The 18,771-nt window shown below is 72.4% G+C and carries 15 protein-coding genes; 3 read left to right on the forward strand and 12 right to left on the reverse strand.

The features are described from left to right. Positions 1 to 86: 86 nt before the first annotated feature. The 10 genes from J2S66_RS34580 to J2S66_RS34625 all read right to left on the reverse strand — a co-directional run bounded on the left by J2S66_RS34580 (position 87) and on the right by J2S66_RS34625 (position 10,813). A complete protein-coding gene (locus J2S66_RS34580; protein ID WP_310313280.1) occupies positions 87 to 527 on the reverse strand; it encodes a nuclear transport factor 2 family protein in 441 nt (146 codons plus the stop codon). Between the two features lie 215 nt (positions 528 to 742). Further along, the gene (locus J2S66_RS34585; RefSeq protein ID WP_310313283.1) at positions 743 to 2,449 is read right to left on the reverse strand and encodes an acyl-CoA dehydrogenase family protein; all 1,707 of its coding nucleotides are present in this window, start codon (positions 2,447 to 2,449) and stop codon (positions 743 to 745) included. A 154-nt stretch (positions 2,450 to 2,603) separates the two neighbouring features. After that, entirely contained in the window at positions 2,604 to 3,455 is an 852-nt protein-coding gene (locus J2S66_RS34590) for an SWIM zinc finger family protein (protein WP_310313286.1), read from the reverse strand. After that, positions 3,448 to 6,402 (reverse strand): DEAD/DEAH box helicase, encoded by a 2,955-nt coding sequence (locus J2S66_RS34595; RefSeq protein WP_310313289.1) that lies wholly within the window; start codon positions 6,400 to 6,402, stop codon positions 3,448 to 3,450. The genes J2S66_RS34590 and J2S66_RS34595 overlap by 8 nt, the downstream gene beginning before the upstream one ends. A gap of 97 nt (positions 6,403 to 6,499) precedes the next feature. Further along, complete coding sequence (locus tag J2S66_RS34600) at positions 6,500 to 6,769, reverse strand: GlsB/YeaQ/YmgE family stress response membrane protein (protein ID WP_310313292.1); 270 nt, start codon at positions 6,767 to 6,769, stop codon at positions 6,500 to 6,502. A gap of 40 nt (positions 6,770 to 6,809) precedes the next feature. Continuing rightward, the gene (locus J2S66_RS34605) at positions 6,810 to 7,340 is read right to left on the reverse strand and encodes a hypothetical protein (RefSeq protein WP_310313294.1); all 531 of its coding nucleotides are present in this window, start codon (positions 7,338 to 7,340) and stop codon (positions 6,810 to 6,812) included. Positions 7,341 to 7,350: 10 nt separating this feature from the next. Beyond that, positions 7,351 to 8,466, reverse strand: a complete 1,116-nt coding sequence (locus J2S66_RS34610) for a DNA cytosine methyltransferase (RefSeq protein ID WP_310315314.1) — start codon at positions 8,464 to 8,466, stop codon at positions 7,351 to 7,353. A gap of 14 nt (positions 8,467 to 8,480) precedes the next feature. Continuing rightward, on the reverse strand, positions 8,481 to 8,882 hold the full coding sequence (locus J2S66_RS34615) for a very short patch repair endonuclease (protein WP_310315316.1): 402 nt from the start codon (positions 8,880 to 8,882) through the stop codon (positions 8,481 to 8,483). A gap of 53 nt (positions 8,883 to 8,935) precedes the next feature. Further along, the gene (locus tag J2S66_RS34620) at positions 8,936 to 9,652 is read right to left on the reverse strand and encodes a hypothetical protein (RefSeq protein ID WP_310313297.1); all 717 of its coding nucleotides are present in this window, start codon (positions 9,650 to 9,652) and stop codon (positions 8,936 to 8,938) included. 48 nt (positions 9,653 to 9,700) lie between these two features. Continuing rightward, entirely contained in the window at positions 9,701 to 10,813 is a 1,113-nt protein-coding gene (locus J2S66_RS34625; RefSeq protein ID WP_310313300.1) for a DUF2786 domain-containing protein, read from the reverse strand. A 134-nt stretch (positions 10,814 to 10,947) separates the two neighbouring features. Between J2S66_RS34625 and J2S66_RS34630 the strand changes: the two genes are divergently transcribed. Both J2S66_RS34630 and J2S66_RS34635 read left to right on the forward strand, forming a co-directional pair. Continuing rightward, on the forward strand, positions 10,948 to 11,574 hold the full coding sequence (locus J2S66_RS34630; protein WP_310313303.1) for a hypothetical protein: 627 nt from the start codon (positions 10,948 to 10,950) through the stop codon (positions 11,572 to 11,574). A 382-nt stretch (positions 11,575 to 11,956) separates the two neighbouring features. Then, on the forward strand, positions 11,957 to 13,876 hold the full coding sequence (locus J2S66_RS34635) for an ATP-binding protein (protein WP_510184963.1): 1,920 nt from the start codon (positions 11,957 to 11,959) through the stop codon (positions 13,874 to 13,876). Here the strand turns inward: J2S66_RS34635 and J2S66_RS34640 are convergent. Next, positions 13,802 to 14,227 carry a hypothetical protein gene (locus J2S66_RS34640; protein ID WP_310313309.1) on the reverse strand — a complete coding sequence of 142 codons (426 nt, stop codon included), beginning with the start codon at positions 14,225 to 14,227 and terminating at the stop codon, positions 13,802 to 13,804. The genes J2S66_RS34635 and J2S66_RS34640 overlap by 75 nt on opposite strands. After that, positions 14,224 to 15,423: a CDP-glycerol glycerophosphotransferase family protein gene (locus J2S66_RS34645; protein ID WP_310313313.1), complete on the reverse strand. Its 1,200-nt coding sequence runs from the start codon at positions 15,421 to 15,423 to the stop codon at positions 14,224 to 14,226. Before J2S66_RS34645 ends, J2S66_RS34640 begins: the two co-directional genes overlap by 4 nt. A gap of 199 nt (positions 15,424 to 15,622) precedes the next feature. On the opposite strand from J2S66_RS34645, the gene J2S66_RS34650 reads away from it, so the two are divergent. Then, positions 15,623 to 18,619: an AfsR/SARP family transcriptional regulator gene (locus J2S66_RS34650; RefSeq protein ID WP_310313315.1), complete on the forward strand. Its 2,997-nt coding sequence runs from the start codon at positions 15,623 to 15,625 to the stop codon at positions 18,617 to 18,619. The last annotated feature ends 152 nt before the right edge of the window (positions 18,620 to 18,771 follow it).

Here is an 18,771-nt window from a genome sequence, read left to right on the forward strand (position 1 = left end):
TCCGGGTCCTCGCCGACCCGGAACCGGATTCGGGCCGCCACTCCGGCGACGGGGTGGCGGCCCGTTTTCGCGCCCTCCGGCCTGCTTCAGCTGGTCAACGCCGGTTCCGCGGCGGTACCGGCGGGGGTGTCGTCGGGCGTGCAGCCGTGCTCGCCGTAAAGCCGCTGACCGACCAGGCGCGCGCCGTCGAACAGGAAGAACGCGGTGGTGCGCACCCGGAACGGCCGCCCGACCGGCTCCCCGCCGCCCAGGTAGGTGCCCGCGACCTCCAGCTCCGCGATCGCCGCGTCGTCGGCGTGGTGCAGTGCCACGAGCGTGCTGCGCCGGTCGGGGACCGCGCGGAGCACCCGCGCGTAGTACCCGGCCACCTCCTCCCGGCCCTCGAACACCTGGCCGGTCGAGACGACCTCGCACCGCGGGTGGTCGAAGGCCCCCACGGCGGTGTCGAACTCGTGTTCGTTCTCCGAATCGAGCAGTTCCAGCACGATCGCCTCGCGCAGGGCGCGCAGTGCCTTGGACGCGGTCACGACCCGCGACCCCCTCTCGAACCGGTAGGAAGCGACCCAACACCGGTCCCGCCCGACCAGTCAAGACGCTGCCCTCAGTCGGCTCCGCCGTCCCGCCGCGGTTCCCCCGCCGGCGCGGGCGCCCACGCCCGATCGGCCCAGCCCGCCCGCCGACACCCGTCCGCGTGCGCGACGGCCGGTCGGGCGCACTCGTGCCCGACCGCGCCGACCGCCGTTCACGGGCGCATCTCGTACACCCCCGACAGCGCCGCCACCGCCTGCCACACCCGGTCGAACCGGCCGCCGTCCACGACCGGCTTGCGCACCACGCCCAGCGCCCACGCCTGCTGCGCCCCCGTGGACGACGCCTTGCCGTGCAGGGCGACGGCGTAGGCGGAGAAGTCGCGCACCAGGACGTCGAAGACCTGGTCCAGCAGGTCGTCGTCCACGCCTGCGGTCGCTGCCTGCTCCAGTACCAGCTGCCCGTACACGACGAGCGTGAACAGGTGGCCGAGGTTGAGCAGGAAGTCCAGGTCCCGCTGCTGGGCCTCGTCCGGGGCGGCCTCGGTGAGCAGGTCGCGCAGTGCCCGTGCCTGCTCGTGGAACAGCGCCGCGTTCGGCACGCGGGCGTGCTCGCGGTAGGGGGCCTCCCAGTCGTGGAAGCGGACCGTCCCGAGGCCGCGGGCCGGGCCCTGGCGCCAGAAGAACGCGTCGTCGGCCGGGTCGTGCCGGGTCGGCACCGCCTCGTACCCGGTGGGGGCGAACAGGTAGTTGGGCATGAACTTCAGCACGAGGGCGAGGTTGACGTGGACCGTGCCCTCCAGCTTCGGCAGCGCCCGGATGTCGCGGGCCGCCATCGAGAAGTAGGTGTCCTTCTCGAAGCCCTTGGCCGCGATCACGTCCCACAGCAGGTCGACGACCCGCTCACCCTCGCTGGTGACCTTCATCTTGGTGACGGGGTTGAACAGCAGGTAGCGGCGGTCCTCGGGGGACGCGCTGCGGAAGTAGTCCACGGCGCGGTCCGAGAACAGCTTCATCGCGGCCAGGCGGGCGTAGGCGTCGACGAAGTTCTGCCGCACGTGCGGGAACTCGGTGACGCGCTTGCCGTAGAGCACCCGGTTGTGGGCGTGGGTCACGCTCTCGTGGAACGCGTGCTCGCCGATGCCGATGGACGCCGTGCACAGGTTGAACTTGCCGACGTTCACCGTGTTCAGGGCGGCGCTGAACGCGTCCGCGCCGGTGTGCAGGACGTCCTCGGCGCGCACCGGGTAGTCCTCCAGCCGGAACTCGCTGACGAACATCTGCGAGTCGACCACGTTCTTGACCAGGTGGAACGCCTCGTGCTGCGAGTCGACGGCGAAGAACACGTACCCGTCGGGGCCCTCCACGTCGGCGCGGCGGCCGAACACCGAGACCATGCCCGCGACGTTGCCGTTGCCGATGTAGTACTTGCCGCCGTTGGCGACGAAGCCCGTGCCGGTGGGCGTGAGCACCATGTCGGTGGAGTAGACGTCCGCGCCGTGCTCCTTCTCGGACAGGCCGAACGCGAACACCGCGCCGTCGTCCAGGAGCGCCGCGGCCTTCGCGCGGGCGGCGGCGTTGTCGCTCATCCAGATCGGGCCGAGGCCGAGGACGGTGACCTGCCAGGCGTACCAGTACTGGAGGCCGTAGAAGCCCAGCACCTCGCTCAACGCGGCGTTGCGGGCGGCGTCCCAGCGCTTGTCGGGGTTCCCGCCGGCCTCGGCGGCCGGGGTGCAGAAGGTCGCGAACAGCTTCTCGCGCGCGACGAAGTCGAGGAACTCGGCGTACCAGACCCTGGCCTGGTCGTCGGCGATCAGCCGGCGCTTGCCGCGCTCCTCGAACCAGTCGATGACCGCGCGCAGCAGGCGGCGGCTCTCGGGGTCCAGGTGGCCGGCGTCGTAGGTGTCGGGGTTGAACAGCACCGGGGGTTCTCCCTTCGTCGTCGCCGCACGTTACCAGTGAGTAACTTGCTGGACGCCGGGCGCTCGCCCCAGGAGCCGCCGGACGTCCTCCGCTGTGCTGTTCGTCACAGTGGAGGGGGTCACGCCTCCGCCGGGCCGCGTCGGCGCCCGGCGCTCACCGCTCGGTCCCGCGCGACGACCTCGCGATGAGCCGGTAGAGCGGGCGGAGGTCGTCGGTCAGCGATCGGCCGTCCACCACGAGCGGGTCGAGCTGGTCGAGCAGGGCGTCCGGGCGCGTGGGCACCGGCTCCGCGACCTCCGGCACCGCCGCGGACGTCGTCCGGCGCACCCAGAACCCGGCGAACTCGTCGACCTCCGGCTCCGGCACGGGCTCCACGGGCACCGGCTCCTCGTGCGGCAGGGGGGCGCGCAGCTCCCGCAGCCGGTCCAGCAGGTCCTCCCGCGACCGGCCGCGCCAGGCGAGGATCTCGAACGGGTCGGTGTCGAACGACTCGGCGAGCAGGTAGCAGGTCGCCGCGAGGTGCTTGCACGGCACCTCCCAGTCCGGGCACGTGCAGTCCATCGACATCTCGCGCAGCGTGCTCGGGAACAGCGCGAGCCCCAGGTCGGCGAACACGTCCTCGATCTCCGGCGGCATCTCGCCCGCCAGCAGCTTCGCCGCGAAGACCGCCCGGTCGGCGAGCGCGTGCTCGATGCGCGACCACTCCTGGTCGGTGAACTTCCGGACCCCGACCCGCGCCCGGTACGGCTCGCGCCGCGTCCCCATCACCAGCGCCACGACCAGGCTCGTCGACAGCGACAGGCTCATCACCTGCCCGGTGCGCGCGTACCCCCGACCCCGCGCGAGCCGCCCGCCCATGCCGAACGACTCCAGCACCTCCACGAACCGGCGCGACCACCACGTCCGCGCCACGTCACCGCGCTTGCTGCGCAGCGTCAGGCCGCCCTCGACGCGGATCGCCCGGCGCGCGGACGGCCGTTCGCCGTGCCAGTCGCGATCAGGCACCGACGGCCTCCCCGGACAGCGCGAACAGCTCGCGCAACTCGTTCGTGGACAACTCGGTCAGCCAGTCCTCGCCCGCGCCGACCACGAGCTGCGCCAGGCCCCGCTTCTCCTCGATCATCCGGTCGATGCGCTCCTCCAGCGTCCCGACGGTGACGAACTTGCGCACCTGCACGTGGTTGCGCTGACCGATCCGGAACGCCCGGTCGGTCGCCTGGTCCTCCACCGCCGGGTTCCACCACCGGTCGAGGTGCACGACGTGGTTGGCGGCCGTCAGGTTCAGCCCGGTGCCGCCCGCCTTGAGCGACAGCACGAAGATCGACGGCCCGTCCTCCCCCTGGAACCGCCGCACCATCTCGTCCCGCCTGCCCTTCGGCGTCCCGCCGTGCAGGAACAGCACCTCGGTGTCGAACCGCGCGGCCAGGTGCGGCACGACCAGCGAGCCGAACCCCGTGAACTGGGTGAAGCACAACGCCTTGTCGCCGTCGGCCAGCGCCTCGTCGAGGATCTCCTCCAGCCGCGCCACCTTGCCCGAGCGGCCCGCGACGCGCGACCCGTCGCCGAGGAGCTGCGCCGGGTGGTTGCAGACCTGCTTGAGCCGCGACATCGTGGCCAGCACCAGGCCCTTGCGCTTGACGCCCTCCGCCTCGGCGATGCGCCCGAGCATGTCGTCCACCACGGCCTGGTACAGCGACGCCTGCTCGGGCGTGAGCGTGCACAGCTGCGTGACCTCGATCTTGTCCGGCAGGTCGGTGATGACCCGCGGGTCGGTCTTGAGGCGGCGCAGCACGAACGGCCCGGTGATCCGCCGCAGCCGCACGGCCGCCTCCTCGTCGTGGTGGCGTTCGATCGGCACCGCGAAGCGGGCGCGGAACGCGCTGATCGTGCCCAGCACACCGGGGTTGACGAAGTCCATCACGGACCACAGCTCGGCCAGCCGGTTCTCCACCGGCGTGCCGGTCAGCGCCACCCGGTGCCGCGCGGGCAGCGACCGCACCACCTGCGACTGCCTCGTCGAGCTGTTCTTGACGTTCTGCGCCTCGTCGAGCACCACCCGGTCCCACTGGACCCCGGCGAGCGCGCCGGCGTCGCGCGAGACCACCGCGTACGTCGTGATGACCAGGTCGCAGTCGACGTCGAGCACCCGGTCCGCGCCGTGGTGGACCCGCACCTCCAGCCCGGGCGTGAACCGCGCGGCCTCGCGCTGCCAGTTGCCGACCACGGACATCGGGCACACCAGCAGCGTCGGCAGCCGCGCCCCGTGCTGCCGGTTGTGGGCCTCCAGGGCCAGCAGCTGCACCGTCTTGCCCAGACCCATGTCATCGGCCAGGCACGCGCCCAACCCGAGCCGGTCGAGGAACGCGAGCCACGCCAACCCGCGCCGCTGGTAGGGGCGCAGGTCGGCCACCAGGCCCGCCGGGTGCTCCACCGGTTCCAGCTGGTGCTCCACCCGGCCCGACAGCAGGTCGCCCAACCAGCCCGTGGCGTCGACGCCGTTGAGCGGCAACGGCAGCTCGGCGTCCTCGGCGTTCATCAGCAGCACCTGGGCGGCCGTCATCTGCCCGCCGCCGCGCTCCAGGAACGCGAGCCCCGCCGCCAACCGCTCGCGGTCGACGTGCACCCACTGCCCGCGCACGCGGACCAGCGGCACCTTGGCGCGCGCCAACGCGGTCAGCTCGGACTCGCTCAGCACCTCGTCCCCGAGCGCCAGCTCCCAGTGGTAGTCGACGAGCACCTTGAGCCCGAGCTCGCTCTCCTTCGCGACCACGCCCGCCGTGCCCCGGCTCTCGGCCTCCAACCGCAACCCCAACCGACGGGGCTGCCGCCACCACGAGGGCAGCAGCACCCCGAACCCGGCCTGCGCCAGCAGCGCCGCGTGTTCGAGGAACTCGTGGGCGCCCTCGACGTCCAGCTCCACCTCGGCCGGTCGCTTGGCCCGGAGCGCCCGGTCGAGCGCCGGGTACAGCCGGCTCGCCCGGCCGAGGTCGCCGAGCAGCACGTCCTCGGCCCGGTCGACCCACCGCCGCAGCACGGTCGCCTTGCCCCGCCACACCTGCTCGGCGTGCACCAGGACGCTCGGCTCGTCCACGGCCTGGAGCAGGAACTCCAACCGCCAGCCGTCCTCCAGGTGACCGCCGTGGTCGGGCGAGCTGAGCCGGAAGCACGTCCGGACAGGACTCTCGCGCAACCCCCGGGACCGCCACCCGTCGAGCGCGTCACGCAGCCGGGCGACCTCGCCCTCCACCTCGTCGTCCGCGTCACCGCCCACCTCGTGGTACGCGCCCACGACGTCCGGCGGGCCGGCCAGCGCCCGCACGAACGCCCCGACCACACCGCCCCGCCGGGAGCCGGTCCCGGCGTCGGGCAGCGCGGCCCGCACGTCCCGGTCCACGAGCGCGTCGAGGACCCCCGGGACGACGTCCTCCGCGCCGCCCGCGGCCAGGAAGGCCGGCGGCGTCTCCGCCACCAGCGCCGCCCACCGGGTCGAGTCGGCCCCGGACAGCGCGGCACGCCACCGGGCTCGCCCCCGGTCGTCGATCGAGGGCAGCACCCGGCCCCGCCGGACGAGGTCGCGCCCGAACCGCGCCACGTCGTTCAGGAAGCGCGCGGAAGCGCCCAGTCGGCAGTCGGCGAGCCCGTCGGCGACCTCGCCGTCCCACCGGACGACGGGGACCTCCCACTCCCGCCACCGCACGACCCCGCGGCCGGACCCCTCGCGCACCAACCCGGGAGAGGCCACCGGCCCGGAGGCGAAGGAGGGCAACCGGACCGTCATCGCCCCGCCCGGGACGCCCCCGACCAGCGACCGCAGGTCGTCGCCGTCGACCGCGAACGGGTGGGCGACCACCCGCCGGCCCACACGCCCCTCGACGCGAGGGGGCAGCACCGAACCCTCGGCCCAGAGGGCCACCCGCCCACCACTCACGCCCACGGCGTGCAGCACGAACACGGGGCCACTCTAGGCACCGCCCCCGACACCACCCGGCCCGCCGCGTCCGCTCCCGGTCTCGGGACCGCGTGGCCGGTCGGGTGGTGTCGATGGCCGGTCACCGGTACTGGTGGGCCCGGGAGCGGGTCAGCGCGGTGACGCCCACGCCGGCCAGGCCGACCTGGAGGGCCGCCTCGACCCAGTCGACGCCGCTCGTGTCGGACACGCCCAGCACCGAGGCCGCGAAGGTCCCCACGAGAGCCGCCGCGATGCCCACCAGCAGGGTCGTGAGCATCGAGATCCTCTGCCTGCCCGGCACGACCAACCGCCCCAGGCCGCCGACGACCACACCGATGACGAGCGCCGAGATGAGCCCGGTGATCTCCACGAGACGTCCTTTCCCCGATCTTCGAAGTCCACGTCGAGCATCACCCCGCCTCCGCCCCGCGCGAATCGGGTGTGCCCCCGACCCGGCCCTGATCCCGACCCTGAACGCCGAACACCTCGGCGGCCCGCTCCGACAGCGCCCGCCCCGGCACGTCGGGGTCGCACCCGACCTTCGCCAGCCTCGACCTGAGCGACGCGGGCGAGCGCTCCAGCCGCCGGGCGAGGTCGCGGATCAGCTCGGCCGTCCCCGCGCCCGGGGCCGCGCCCAGCCAGGCCGCGCGCAGCGACTCCTCCGCCTCCGCCGTCCACGGCTGGTTGGCGTTGGCCGGACGGCCCCGCGCCGACCCGGAGGACGGGGCGGCCAGCGTGCCCAGGGCGTCGAGCACCTGGCTCAGCAGCTTGCCGATCCGCGCCCCGGCGTCCGCGGGCAGGCGCAGGGCGCCCTCGGCCACCAGCGCGCCCGCCGTGTCGGTGCCGGCCAGCTCCAGGGACAGCTCCGGGTCCGCGGTCGCCACCAGGCGGTAGGTGGTGGAGCCGATGCGGACCGAGTTCTCGTACGTGGTCGTCGTCATGGTGACGACGCTAGCGAGGGGGTCCGACAATCCGGGGTCGGCGGCAGAGGTCGCAGGACCGGTCCGCCGGGGATTCACCCGTCAGGTACGGCTTGAGGTGCTCGGCGATGGCCCGCGCCAGCGACGGCGGCACGGCGTTGCCGATCTGGCGGGCCACCTCGACCTTCGACCCGCACCACTCGAAGGAGTCGGGGAACGACTGGAGCCGCGCGGCCTCCAGGTGCGTGATCGGCCGGTCCACGCGGTGCCCGGACAGCCCGGGTTCCCACTGCGGGTGCAGGTAGCGGCCCTTCTCCGGCTTGTAGAACTCGGTGCGGATGGTCAACGACGGCGCGTCCCACCGCATCCGGCCCATGACGTCCGTCGTGCCGGTCTTCTTCTCCCGCCAGCACCGGGGCAGCAGCTCGTCGGGCAGGTCGAACCGGCCACCACCGGGTGGGACGTGCCGGTACCGCTCCAGCGACAGCGCGGTCGGCGTGCGCCCGATGTGCAGGTCCGCGCTCGCGAACGCACCGGGCAGCTCACGGCCGAAGAACTCGACCACCGACGCGGGCAGCGCCGTCGTCAGCGGCTTCTCCGGCAGGCCGCGCAGCACGTCGCCCACGGTGTGCCAGCGCTCGCGCGGGTGCGTCGGCGAGGGCAGCGGGATGCGCCCGACCCGCGACCCGATCACGATCGCCCGCCGCCGCCGCTGCGGCACGCCGAAATCCGCCGCCAGCAGCACCCCCGCCGACAGCTCGTAGTCCTCCGTCTCGGCCTGGAGCAGCGCGAACTCGGTCGAGGACAGGAACCGGTCCACGTTCTCGATCACGAACACCGCGGGCTCCGCGCGCCGCACGAACCGCAGGTACTCGCGCCACAGCGAGTTGCGCGGGTCGTCGACGTCGCGCGACCCGAGGTTGGAGAACCCCTGGCACGGCGGCCCGCCGACGATCACGTCCGCCTCGGGGATCTCCTCGTCGGGGATGGAAGCGATGTCGGACCACCGCATGTGGCCCTCGCCGAAGTTCGCCGCGTACGTCGCCGCCGCGTGCAGGTCCCACTCCACCGCCATGACCGGCGCGTAGCCACCGGCCGCGACGAACCCGGAGGTCATGCCGCCACAGCCGGCGAACAGGTCGATCATGGACAGCACGGACCTCACGGTAGCCGACCGGCCCCGCCCGCACCCCGCCGCTCCAGCACCGCGGCCCGCACCCGGTCCGCGGCCTCGGTCGGGTCCTCGTGCTCCCACACCCGCACCGACAGCCACCCCTCCTCGGCCAGCCGCTGGTCGGTGTTCGCGTCGCGCGCCCGGTTGGCCTCGATCTTGGCGCGCCAGAAGTCGCCGTTGCGCTTGGGCCACGTGCCGTGCTCCGGGCAGCCGTGCCAGAAGCAGCCGTCGACGAACACGGCCACGCGCGCGGGTCCGAACACCACGTCCGCCTCCCGCCGCACGGCGCGCACCGGCCGCCGGTGCACCCGGTAGCGCAGGCCGAGGCGGTGCAGTTCACGCCGCAGCGCCACCTCGATCCCCGTGTCGCGCGAGCGCTGCCTGCTCATCCGGGCGCGGACGTCGTCCGTCGTCTCCAGGTTCGGCACCGGGCCATGATGGCTCACACCGGGTGCAGCACCTCCCGCAGCCTCCGCGCGGCGCGGTCCAGCGCCGGACGCGCGTGCAGCCCACTCCCGGACGACCCCGTCCCGCACGACCCCGACCGGGACGACCCCAGCCCGAGGTCGACGAAGAAGAACGGCGGCATCGCGTGCGCCAGCAGCGCTTCGGAGCGCCGCGGCCCGCCGCGCGGGGCGAGCAGCAGCCGGTCGACCCACGCGTCCACCCCGAACACCAGGTCCGCCAACGGGTGCGCGCGCACGTCCAACCCGTGCCCGCGCAGCACCGCGCGCACGTGCGCGTCGCGCAGGAACGCCAGGAACTCGCGCACCACCCGGTCGCGCACCGCCGCCCCGCCCACCGAGGCGGCGACCTCGCGCGCCGGCGTCCACAGCATGGCCCGCGCCCGCTCGTCGGCCGCGCAGAACTCCCGGAACTCCGGCCACGTCGGTAATCGGCCCAGCGACTCGACGGCGTGGTGCGCGACGAGCGTGAACGGGAACCGCGGCCGCCAGTCCGGCACGCCGGGCGACCGGGGCGCCGGCGCGCTGCGGCACGCGGCCTCGACCTCCTCGGCGGTCACCCGCTCGACGGCGGCGCACTCGTGCGCCATGACGAGCGCCACCACCTCGTCACGCCGGCCGAACCAGCCGTTGAACGCCCAGCGGCTCTCCTGGGTGACGTTGAACAGCCTGCGGACCTCCGGTGCGGTGGTCATGGCGGGGAGGCTACGGACGACCACCGACAGCGGTGGCGGAAGCGCAGGTCAACCGACCGACAGGTTCGCCCGGTCCGCCGCCGAACGGCCCGCGTCCCACCCCGCCGCGCTGCGCACGGGCGTCGTCTTCGCGACCGTCCGCGTGAACATCGCCCCGAAGTACTCGTCCACCGCCTTGCGCCGCTCGGCCAGCACGGGCAGCAGCCGGTCGTCCTCGGGCACCGCGTTGGCCGCCTCCAGCCGTTCCCCGACCCGGTGCGCGTAGGAGAGCAGGAAGGACTTGCGGTACGCCGCGGACCGCGCCTCGTCGCCCTTGCGCGCCCCGTCGCCCGCAGCCACCATCGCGCGCGTCGCCTGCACCAGCAGCGACGCCGACAGCAGCTCCACGATCTCCAGGTCCAGCTCCTCGCCGACCAGCGCCACGAACCCCAGGTCGTACACCACGGCGCGGCACCGGTTGGCCCGCGCGACGACGTGCACGACCTGCGCCTTCCCGTCGAAGTACTTCCGGTCCAGCCACAGCCGCCGCGACGTCGTCGTCGCCGCCTCCACCGGCATCCGCTCCAGGGCGTGCCGCGTCACCAGCTCCTGGGCCTTGGTCGACAGCGCCTCCGCCTCCTCGGGGAACGCGGTCGACTCGGCCTTCGCCAGCAGCCCGCGCACCCGGTTGAGGACCTTCGGGTCCACGCCGCGGTGGTCGAACGCGGCCATCGGCGTGCCCGGCCGCGGCACGATCACCGGCAGGCCCGGCAACGAGATCAGCACGCCGAGCACCGCCACCGCCGCGGCCACCGCGTCCTCGCGCAGCTCGATGTGCCGCCGCGCCCACTGCTCCAGGTGCGGTTCGCCGGTGTCCCACCAGACCTCGGCCCCGATGCCGTCCACCTGGGCCCGCCAGCGCGGGTGCAGGGCGGTGTGCCGCGCGGTGTCCGCCGCGACGGCGTCCACGAGGAACGACAGCGCGCGCTCGTCCGCGTCGCGCCGCACCGCCTCGTACACGTCGTGCGGCATCCAGCCGTGCTCCCAGACGTGCTCCAGGGCACGCCGCAGCACCTCGCCGACCGCGGCGTCCACGTCGGCGGCCGGCAGTCCGGAGGTGCGCGGCAGCCTGGCCCGGCGGTTCGCCGCGGCCCGCCACAACGTATCGTGCAGGGAGTCCACGAACGCCGATTGTCCTCTTTCGGGTGCGCTGTCGACGAACCTGCTGCGTGCCGCTCCCCACACCGGGCCGCACGTGCCAGCCTCGCGCTGTGAGCCGGAACACGCAGCGCCCGACGCGTCGACCCTTCGTGGTGGTGCACCGTCCACTGGGGACGCCGCTGACACCGGTCCAGCAGCGCGTCGTCCACCGCTGCCGGGCCCTGTCCCAGGTGACCGACCCCCTCGACGCCGAGCTCACCGTCAGCACCGCCGTGGCCGACGCCCGACCGGACGAGGAGTTCTGGGCGGGCCTCATCGAGCACGCCGTGTCCCACCCGAGCCGCCGCAACCACGCCCTGCTGCGCGTCCTGGCCGCCGCGCTCACCGGCCGCCCCCGCGAGTGGGCCGCCGGCGCCGTGCTCCCGGCCTCCCCGCCCCTGACCGCAGGCGGGGCCTGGATCTGCGACCGCTCGCTCGACGCCGGCTACCTGGCCCTGGTGTGCGCCTACGCGTTCGCCGAGGACGAGCACGCCATGGTCTTCCTGATCGACGAGCTGTCCGGAGGCGTCGTGCGCAAGGCGTTCGTGACCCGCGACCACCTCGCCGCGCGGACCGCCCTGGCCGCGCGGGGCGAGCTGACCGCGATCGGGACGGAGGCCGCTCACTGGCTCCTGGCCAGGTCCTACCACCGGTTGGACCGGGACACCCGGATGGCGGTCGACGTCGACGTGCAACGCACCAGACTGCTGGTCGACCGGCGAATAGCGCTCGCTTTCAGGTGAAATGCCGCGCATTGTGACGGTCCTCATCCGCCCCACTGGTCCGGTTGAATCTGGAGTTCGTTCATTCAGGTCTTTATCAGGGGTGCCCCGCGTCGTACGGTCGTGGTGGTCGAAAACACACGCCACGGGGGTGCGTATGTCGCGATCGGGTGAGGCGCGGGACGGCCGCGATTGTTCCTACAACCTGCTGTCCGGGGAGGTCCGCGGAGGTGTCGTCCAGGCGGCGGAGGTGCACGGCGACATCGTGTTCCACAATGCACCGTCCACTCCGGCCCCGGTGCCACGCCAATTGCTGGCCGCTCCGGCGCATTTCACCGACCGTCGTGACGAATTAGACCAATTGGCCGGCTTCCTGGGGGAGAGCAGGAACCACGGGACGCGCATGCTCGCGGTGCTCAGCGGTCCCGGTGGCATCGGCAAGACGGCGCTCGCGCTCCAGTGGGCCCACGACGTGGGGGACCTGTTCGGCGACGGTCAGCTCTACGTGGACCTCGCCGGGTTCAGCGGTGCGCGACCGGTCCTGCCGGAAGAGGCGCTGGGCCTGTTCCTGCGCGGTCTCGGCGTGCCGTCCCGGGAAGTGCCCGCGGACCTCGCCGAGCAGGCCGCGCTGTACCGCTCGCTCACCGCGGACAAGAAGCTCCTCGTGCTGCTCGACAACGCCCATTCGGCGGCCCAGGTCAGGCCGCTCGCGCCGAACTCGCCCTCCAGCGCCGTTCTGGTGACCAGCCGCAGCCGGTTGACCGGTCTGGTCGCCGAGGGGGCGCGGCTGCTCGATGTCGGACCGCTGGCCACGTCGTCGGCGCTGCGGTTGCTGGCCAAGGTCGTGGGCAGGCGCGTCGACGACGAGCCCGATCCGGCCAAGGCCCTGGTGCGCATGTGCGGTGGCCTGCCGATCGCGGTGCGGGTGGCCGCGGCGCGGCTCGCGACCAGGCCGAAGTGGTCCGTGCGGAAGGTGCTCGCCGAACTGGGCGACGAACGCCGTCGGTTGTCGGTGCTGTCCGCGCCCGAGCTGTCCGTGCAGACGACGTTCGACGTCTCCTATCGGACGCTCCAGCCACCTGCGGCGACCCTCTACCGCAGGCTCGGCCTGCACCCCGGGCAGGAGTTCAGCGCCTCGGTCGCCGCGTCGGTGCTCGACGCCGACGACGACCCGCTGACGTCCCTGGAGGAACTGGTGGACGGCAACCTCGTGGAATCGGTGGGTGAGGGCCGCTACCGGTTCCACGACCTGCTGCGGCTGCACGCCCGGAACAAGGCCGCCGCCGAGGACGGCGCCGCCGGGTCGGAGCGGGCCGTGCGGCGGATGGTCGAGTGGTACCTGATGGGCGCCATGGCGGCCGACCGCGTCGTCACGCCGCACCGCAGGCGGCTGGACTACGCGTTCACCACGGAGCCGGAGGACGTGCCGGAGTTCGCGGACCGGGAGTCCGCGCTGGCCTGGTTGGAGGAGGAACGACCGAACCTGGTCGTGTGCGGTCGCGTCGCCTCGGAGAAGAGCTGGTGGGAACTCTCGTGGCAGCTCGCGGACGTCATGTGGCCGCTGCTGTTGCACAAGAAGCACTACCGGGACCGGCTGGAGGTCGACGAACGGGGAATCGAGGCCGGGCGGCGGTGGGGCAACGCCTTCGCGGAGTGGGAGATGCTGAAACGGTTCGGCATGGCGTGCACGACGCTGGGCCGGTACGACGAGGCGCGCACCAGCCTGGAGGCGTCCGCCGGTCTCGCCCGATCGATGGCCGACCCGCGGGCCGTCGCCGCGGTGCGGGAAGCCTCGGCCCTCCTCCAGGTCGCACGCGGCGACCTGGAGGGCGCGGCCGTGCTGTTCGCGGACCTGGCGGTGGACTACCGAGGGATGGCCGAGGACCGGGGCCTCGGCCTCACGCTGATCAACCTCGGCGGGGTGCTGCCCAGGCTCGGCAGGACCGACGAGGCGATGGCCGTGCTCGACGAGGCCGAAGCGCTCCTGGGCGGACTGGTCGAGCCCGACCCCTACAACGCGGCCCGCGTCGTGGTGGCCCGCGCCGAGGCGCACCTGCTGGCCGACCGGCCCGCGCAGGCCGAGCGCGCGGCGCTCGACGCGGTGAAGGCGATGGACGCCCTGGGCTCGTCGAGGGGATCCGCCGATTCGCACCGGCTGGCGGCCCGGGCGCTGGAGCGGTCGGGGCGGGTCGAGGAGGCCGCAGAGCACTGGGCACTGGCTCTGCGGCTCTACCGCGGCATCGATTCCTCACGAGCGGCCGAGATCGCCCAACGGCTCGAACGGCCCGGCGGCGACCTCGAGCCACCCGCACGCGACGGCTGACCGGACCTCGCGGTGTCGACCGCACCACACGGGCAGTCCGCGTCGAGCCAGCGCGCGCAGGTCCAGGCGCGACACGTGCCAGGCGTAGAACGACCGCGCGGCGGAGAGCACGGCCCCCGCGTGGCCCAGGCAGCGCGCCGGGACCCCCGCGGGCCTCAGCTCGACCACGTCGTCGAACTCGGTGCGCACGACCACGAGGGCGGGCGACACCGCGACGAGCAGGGCGGCGAACGGGTTGACCTCGCGCAGGAACGCGGTCACCTCGCGTCCGTCCACGTCCGCCGCCGCGCACACGACGACATCGGCCAAGCTGTCGCGCCCGGTCGACCACCGCACGACGGGATCGCTCACCGCACGCCTCCCGACGGCGCGGGGACCGGGGGCATGGCGCGGTGCCGACCCGGTTCGGGGATGTCGAGCAGCCGGTACATGACCCGCCGCAGCTCGGCTGACGACCGGCCGGGCTGCGAGGTCAACCGCTCCCGCACCGCCTCGCCCAGTGACGCGGCCCGAGGCGCCGCCGCCTCGAACTGCTCGCGCACCGGGACCCCGGGGCGGAACCTCGGCGCGGCCCCGCGCAGCAGCTCGTGCGGTGATCCGCTGCTCGTCGCGCTCTGCACCGGTGGGGCCACCAGCACGACCGGCCGGTCGACGGCCGCCGCGTAGACGCCGACCGAGCCGTGGTCGGCGACGACCTGGTCGGAAGCGATGAGCGCCACCCGCCAGTCCACCTCCGGCCCCAGCACGACCAGGCCCGCTTCCCGGCACCCCGCGAGCCACGCGTCGACCTGGCGCCTGCCGTGACCGAACCACGCGGCCGGGTGCACCAGCGCGATCACGTGGACCCCCTGCGGCGTCAGTTCCTCCAGCAGGTTGGGCAGCAGGTCCTCGAACCGCGCGAACAGCGAGTGCAGCCCCCACGTCGAACTGACCACGACGACCTGCTCCCCGGGCTCCACGCCCAGGGCGGCCCGGTACTCGTCCCGGTGCGGCAGGCTCGCCACCAACCGGTCGTAGCACGGGTCCCCCGCCACCACCGCCACGTCGACCGCCTGCGGGCACTGCCGCCGCAGCACCTCCCGTTCGTCGTCGTGCGCGAGCACCACCGCGCTCGGCACCACACGGCCGTTGTGCACCAGGCGCTGCGCGTCCAACCCGTAGACGGCCTGGCCCTCGCCGGTGGCGAACGCCTTGCCGTACCCGGCGCCGTGCGGCATCACCACCAGCGGCGCGTGAACCTCGTGCAGCCCTCCGTAGGCCGCCGCGATGGCCAGGTCGAACCGCTCCCGCACCGCCATCTCCCAGGGCAGCACCAGCCCGCCCTCGGCGCGCAGGAAGTCGCCGACCCCGTTGCCGAACGCGTCGGGCGCCTGGGTGAACACCACCTGCACCCTCGTGTCGCTCTCGATCAATTGCACGGCCTCCAGCAACCGCTGCCCGCTGGTGACCGTGTGCACCACGGCCAGCACCGACGAGCAACCGGCTCGACTCACCCACTGCGGCGCGTCGAGCCCTATCGGCACCCGGGGCCACTCCTGTCCCGTCATGCACTCCCCCTCGCGTAACGACCCTCGGGAAGAGGTTGACAGCCGGTTTTGCCGCGAACTTGCAGTTCGCTTGCAGCCTGCCGATCATCGTCGGTCCTGTCGCCGATTCGGACGAACAATGGTGAAAGTCCTACGGGGGATCTCGACGGTGAAGCACACTGGGGGCGTAGCCACATCGGGCCAGCGAAAGGTGACGCTGGTGGACTTCAAGATCATGGGCAAGACGCGATTACACATCGACGGGAAAGATCACGACTTGGGGCCCGCCAAGCACCGCGGAGTCCTCGCAATGCTCCTCTACTACTTCCCCCAGTCTGTGCAGATCGACCGGATCGCGCGGGTCGTCTGGCCAGGCAATGCGCCTGATCAGGTGCGGAGCAGCCTCCAGCCGATCATCAGCAAGCTGCGGGCAATTCTGGCCAAATCCGGGACAGGTGCTTCCATCCTGAAGGAAGGGCACGCGTACCGGCTTGTCGTCGAGCCGCCCGAGGCGGTCGACTACTACCGTTTCCGCAAATTGGCGGATCAGGGCCTGGTGGCCGCGCAAGCGGGCGACCATCGAGCCGCGAAGGAGTTGCTCCGCGCGGCGCTGGCGCTGTGGGACGGGCGTCCGATGCAGGAACTGGAAGGCAATTGGGCCGACCGTTGTCGTGACCAGATGGAGACGTTCGACCGATTGCCCGCCTTGTACACCCTGTTGGACTGCCAGCACCGGCTGGGCGAGCACTTGGAGGTCATGGCGGAGGCAGGGAGGCTGACCGCCACCCTTGCCCCTGACGAGGCGTTCGCCGGCCTGTACATGCGTTCCCTGGACGCCCTGGGGCGGTACTCGGCGGCCCTCCACTTCTACGCCGCGTTCTGCCACAGGCTCTTCGAGCACATCGGCGCGGAACCGGGACCGCAACTCCGCGACCTCTACCGATCGATCCTGCGCAAGCAGAACAGCACGGCGTCCTCCGGTGTCAGGCCACCGCACCAGATCCCGCTCCCGGCGCGCAACTTCATCGGCCGTGAGGAGCTGCTGGCCGAACTCGACGCCCTCCTCGACGGCGGGGGCGGTCGCGTGGTGGCCCTCCACGGCATGCCGAGCGTCGGCAAGAGCCAACTGGCGTTGAAGTGGGCGGCGCGCCGCCTCGGCAGCTTCCCGGACGGCAACCTGTACGTCGAATTGCGGGGGTACAGCGCCGGGACGCCGGTCGCGGCCGACGACGTGCTCGCCTTCCTGCTGCGCTCACTCGGAGCCGAGCGGATACCCGCCACCGGCGACGAGCGCCGGTTGGAACTGCGCCGGATCATCGGTGGTCGTCGGCTGTTGATCCTGCTCGACGACGCGCACGAGAGCACGCAGGTGCGACCGGTGCTCGCCGCGACACCGAACTGCGTCACGCTCATCACCAGTCGCACACGCCTGTTCGGCCTCGGGGTCCTCGACCACGTCGACCTGAAGCCCGTACCGCCGCTGTCGTCTTCGGAATCGGTCTCGCTGCTGCGCAAGGAGATCGGCCGCACGCGGGCCGACGAGGACCCCTCGGCGGTGCGGGACCTGGCGGGGCTCGTCGACGGCTTGCCGCTGGGCTTGCGGATAATCGCGCAACAAGTCGCCCACCGCCCCGGCACTCCCATCGCGGACCTGGTCGAGGAGTTCCGCGGTCACGACGGCCTGGGCGTGCTGGGGGCGGTGCACGACAGCGATGACGCCAGCGCCACGCTCCCCGTCGCGTTCTCGTGGTCCTTCAAGTACCTGCCGGACGACACGGCGCACGTGTTCCGACTGCTGGGTTTGAACCCCACCACCGAGTTCGGCGTTGACGTCGTGAGCGCGCTGCTCGGCGAACCGGCGGAGGTCGTGGGTGCCCACCTCGGTGTGCTGGTTCGGCACAACCTGCTCGACCACGGAACCGCGCCGAAGCGGTTCCGGTTGCACGACACCCTGCACGGTTTCGCGCTGCTCCTGGTCCGCCGGGACGAAGCCACCGATGTCCGGGTGAGCGCGATGAAGCGGATGCTGGACTGGTTCCTCGCCTCGTCGGGTGTCGCGGCTCACGAACTGGACCCGCAAACCTCTCCTGTGCCGCCGTTGCCGGGCATGTCCACGACCGGGGTGGTGCTGAACGGCCAAGCCGAGGCGTTGAGGTGGCTCGGCGAAGAACGCGCGAACCTGGTCGCGGCCGTGTCGCTCGCCGTGCGGCACGGCTTTCACGACCACGCTTGGCGCATCTCCGCGAACTTCCACGAGGCGTATGACCGATCGGGTTACTACGAGGACGTCCTCGTGAGCCACCGCGTGGCTTTGAAAGCGGCCACCGCGTTGAGGGACCCCGAGGCGATCAGCGGCACCCACAGCAACCTCGGAATGGTCCTGTACCGCTTGGAAAGGTACGTCGAGGCCAGGGAGCACTTCAAGACCGGTGCGGAGATCGCGGAGCGGATCGGGGCCCAGGAGATTCAACTGATCTGCAGCCACAACCTCGCGAGCATCCACCTGGCATTGGGCGAGGTCTCCGCGGCGATCGAACTCCACCGGAAGACCCTCGAAGCGGTACGCGCATCCGGTTACCAGGACGGCGAAGCTTACGCGCTGAACGAGCTGGGCAACGCCTACCGGAAGGCGGAACAAGACGACCTGGCGCTCCGGTGTTATTACGAGGCATTGGCGATAAGGCGTTCGATCGGGCACCTGCGTGGTGTCGCGACGACGCTGACCGACCTCGGGACCCTGCACCTCGAGCGCGGCGGTCTGGAGGCGGCTCTGCTCCACCTGCGTGAGGCGTTGACGCTGCACCCCGTTGGTGGTGACCGCGGCCGAATGAGTGAAGCGCTGGTCGCGCTCACCGAGGTCGAGTACAACCTCGGTCGATTCGACGACGCGATAGTCCACGCTGAGTCGGCGGCGGCTCTGTGTGACGCGATCGGCGCACGTGAGAGGCGCGGGCATGCCCTCCGGCTGTGGGGCGACGCCTTGGCAGCCATGGGTGAGGCGGACGAGGCGGAGGAGCGGTGGCGTCTTGCGGAGGAAGTCCTCCGCGAGAGCGGGAGCATCGGTGCCCGTGGCATCGGCGACCACTTGGCGGTGCGGAGTCGCACTCGTGCGCCGGTTCCCCACCCACGTTCAGTCGCCCCCCATTTGGGCGTATCGACGTCACCTGAGGTGATTGAGCAGGCCTCTCAACGAGGGGAGATTCATACTGATCGGTGAACTTTAAGCCCTAAAAATGCATAATAATTTGCCCTGAACCAGTCTTTGGGGGGCCTTGCGGCGGGGTGTCCCCTGGACGGGTGACCCCGCCCGGGTTCGCCCCGGTGGTCCATGGTCAAATTGCGCTGTGATGCTCCAACTTCGTGCCCTGC

Origin of the sequence: Saccharothrix longispora (assembly GCF_031455225.1) — a bacterium.
In the GTDB taxonomy this organism is placed as follows: domain Bacteria; phylum Actinomycetota; class Actinomycetes; order Mycobacteriales; family Pseudonocardiaceae; genus Actinosynnema; species Actinosynnema longispora.

Bases quoted from the DNA above. Each gene is read 5' to 3' on its own strand.
- J2S66_RS34645 (WP_310313313.1), bottom strand. From the start codon at position 15,423: ATGACGGGACAGGAGTGGCCCCGGGTGCCGATAGGGCTCGACGCGCCG.
- J2S66_RS34620 (WP_310313297.1), bottom strand. From the start codon at position 9,652: ATGACCACCGCACCGGAGGTCCGCAGGCTGTTCAACGTCACCCAGGAG.
- J2S66_RS34615 (WP_310315316.1), bottom strand. From the start codon at position 8,882: ATGAGCAGGCAGCGCTCGCGCGACACGGGGATCGAGGTGGCGCTGCGG.
- J2S66_RS34610 (WP_310315314.1), bottom strand. From the start codon at position 8,466: ATGATCGACCTGTTCGCCGGCTGTGGCGGCATGACCTCCGGGTTCGTC.
- J2S66_RS34605 (WP_310313294.1), bottom strand. From the start codon at position 7,340: ATGACGACGACCACGTACGAGAACTCGGTCCGCATCGGCTCCACCACC.
- J2S66_RS34635 (WP_510184963.1), top strand. From the start codon at position 11,957: ATGCTCGCGGTGCTCAGCGGTCCCGGTGGCATCGGCAAGACGGCGCTC.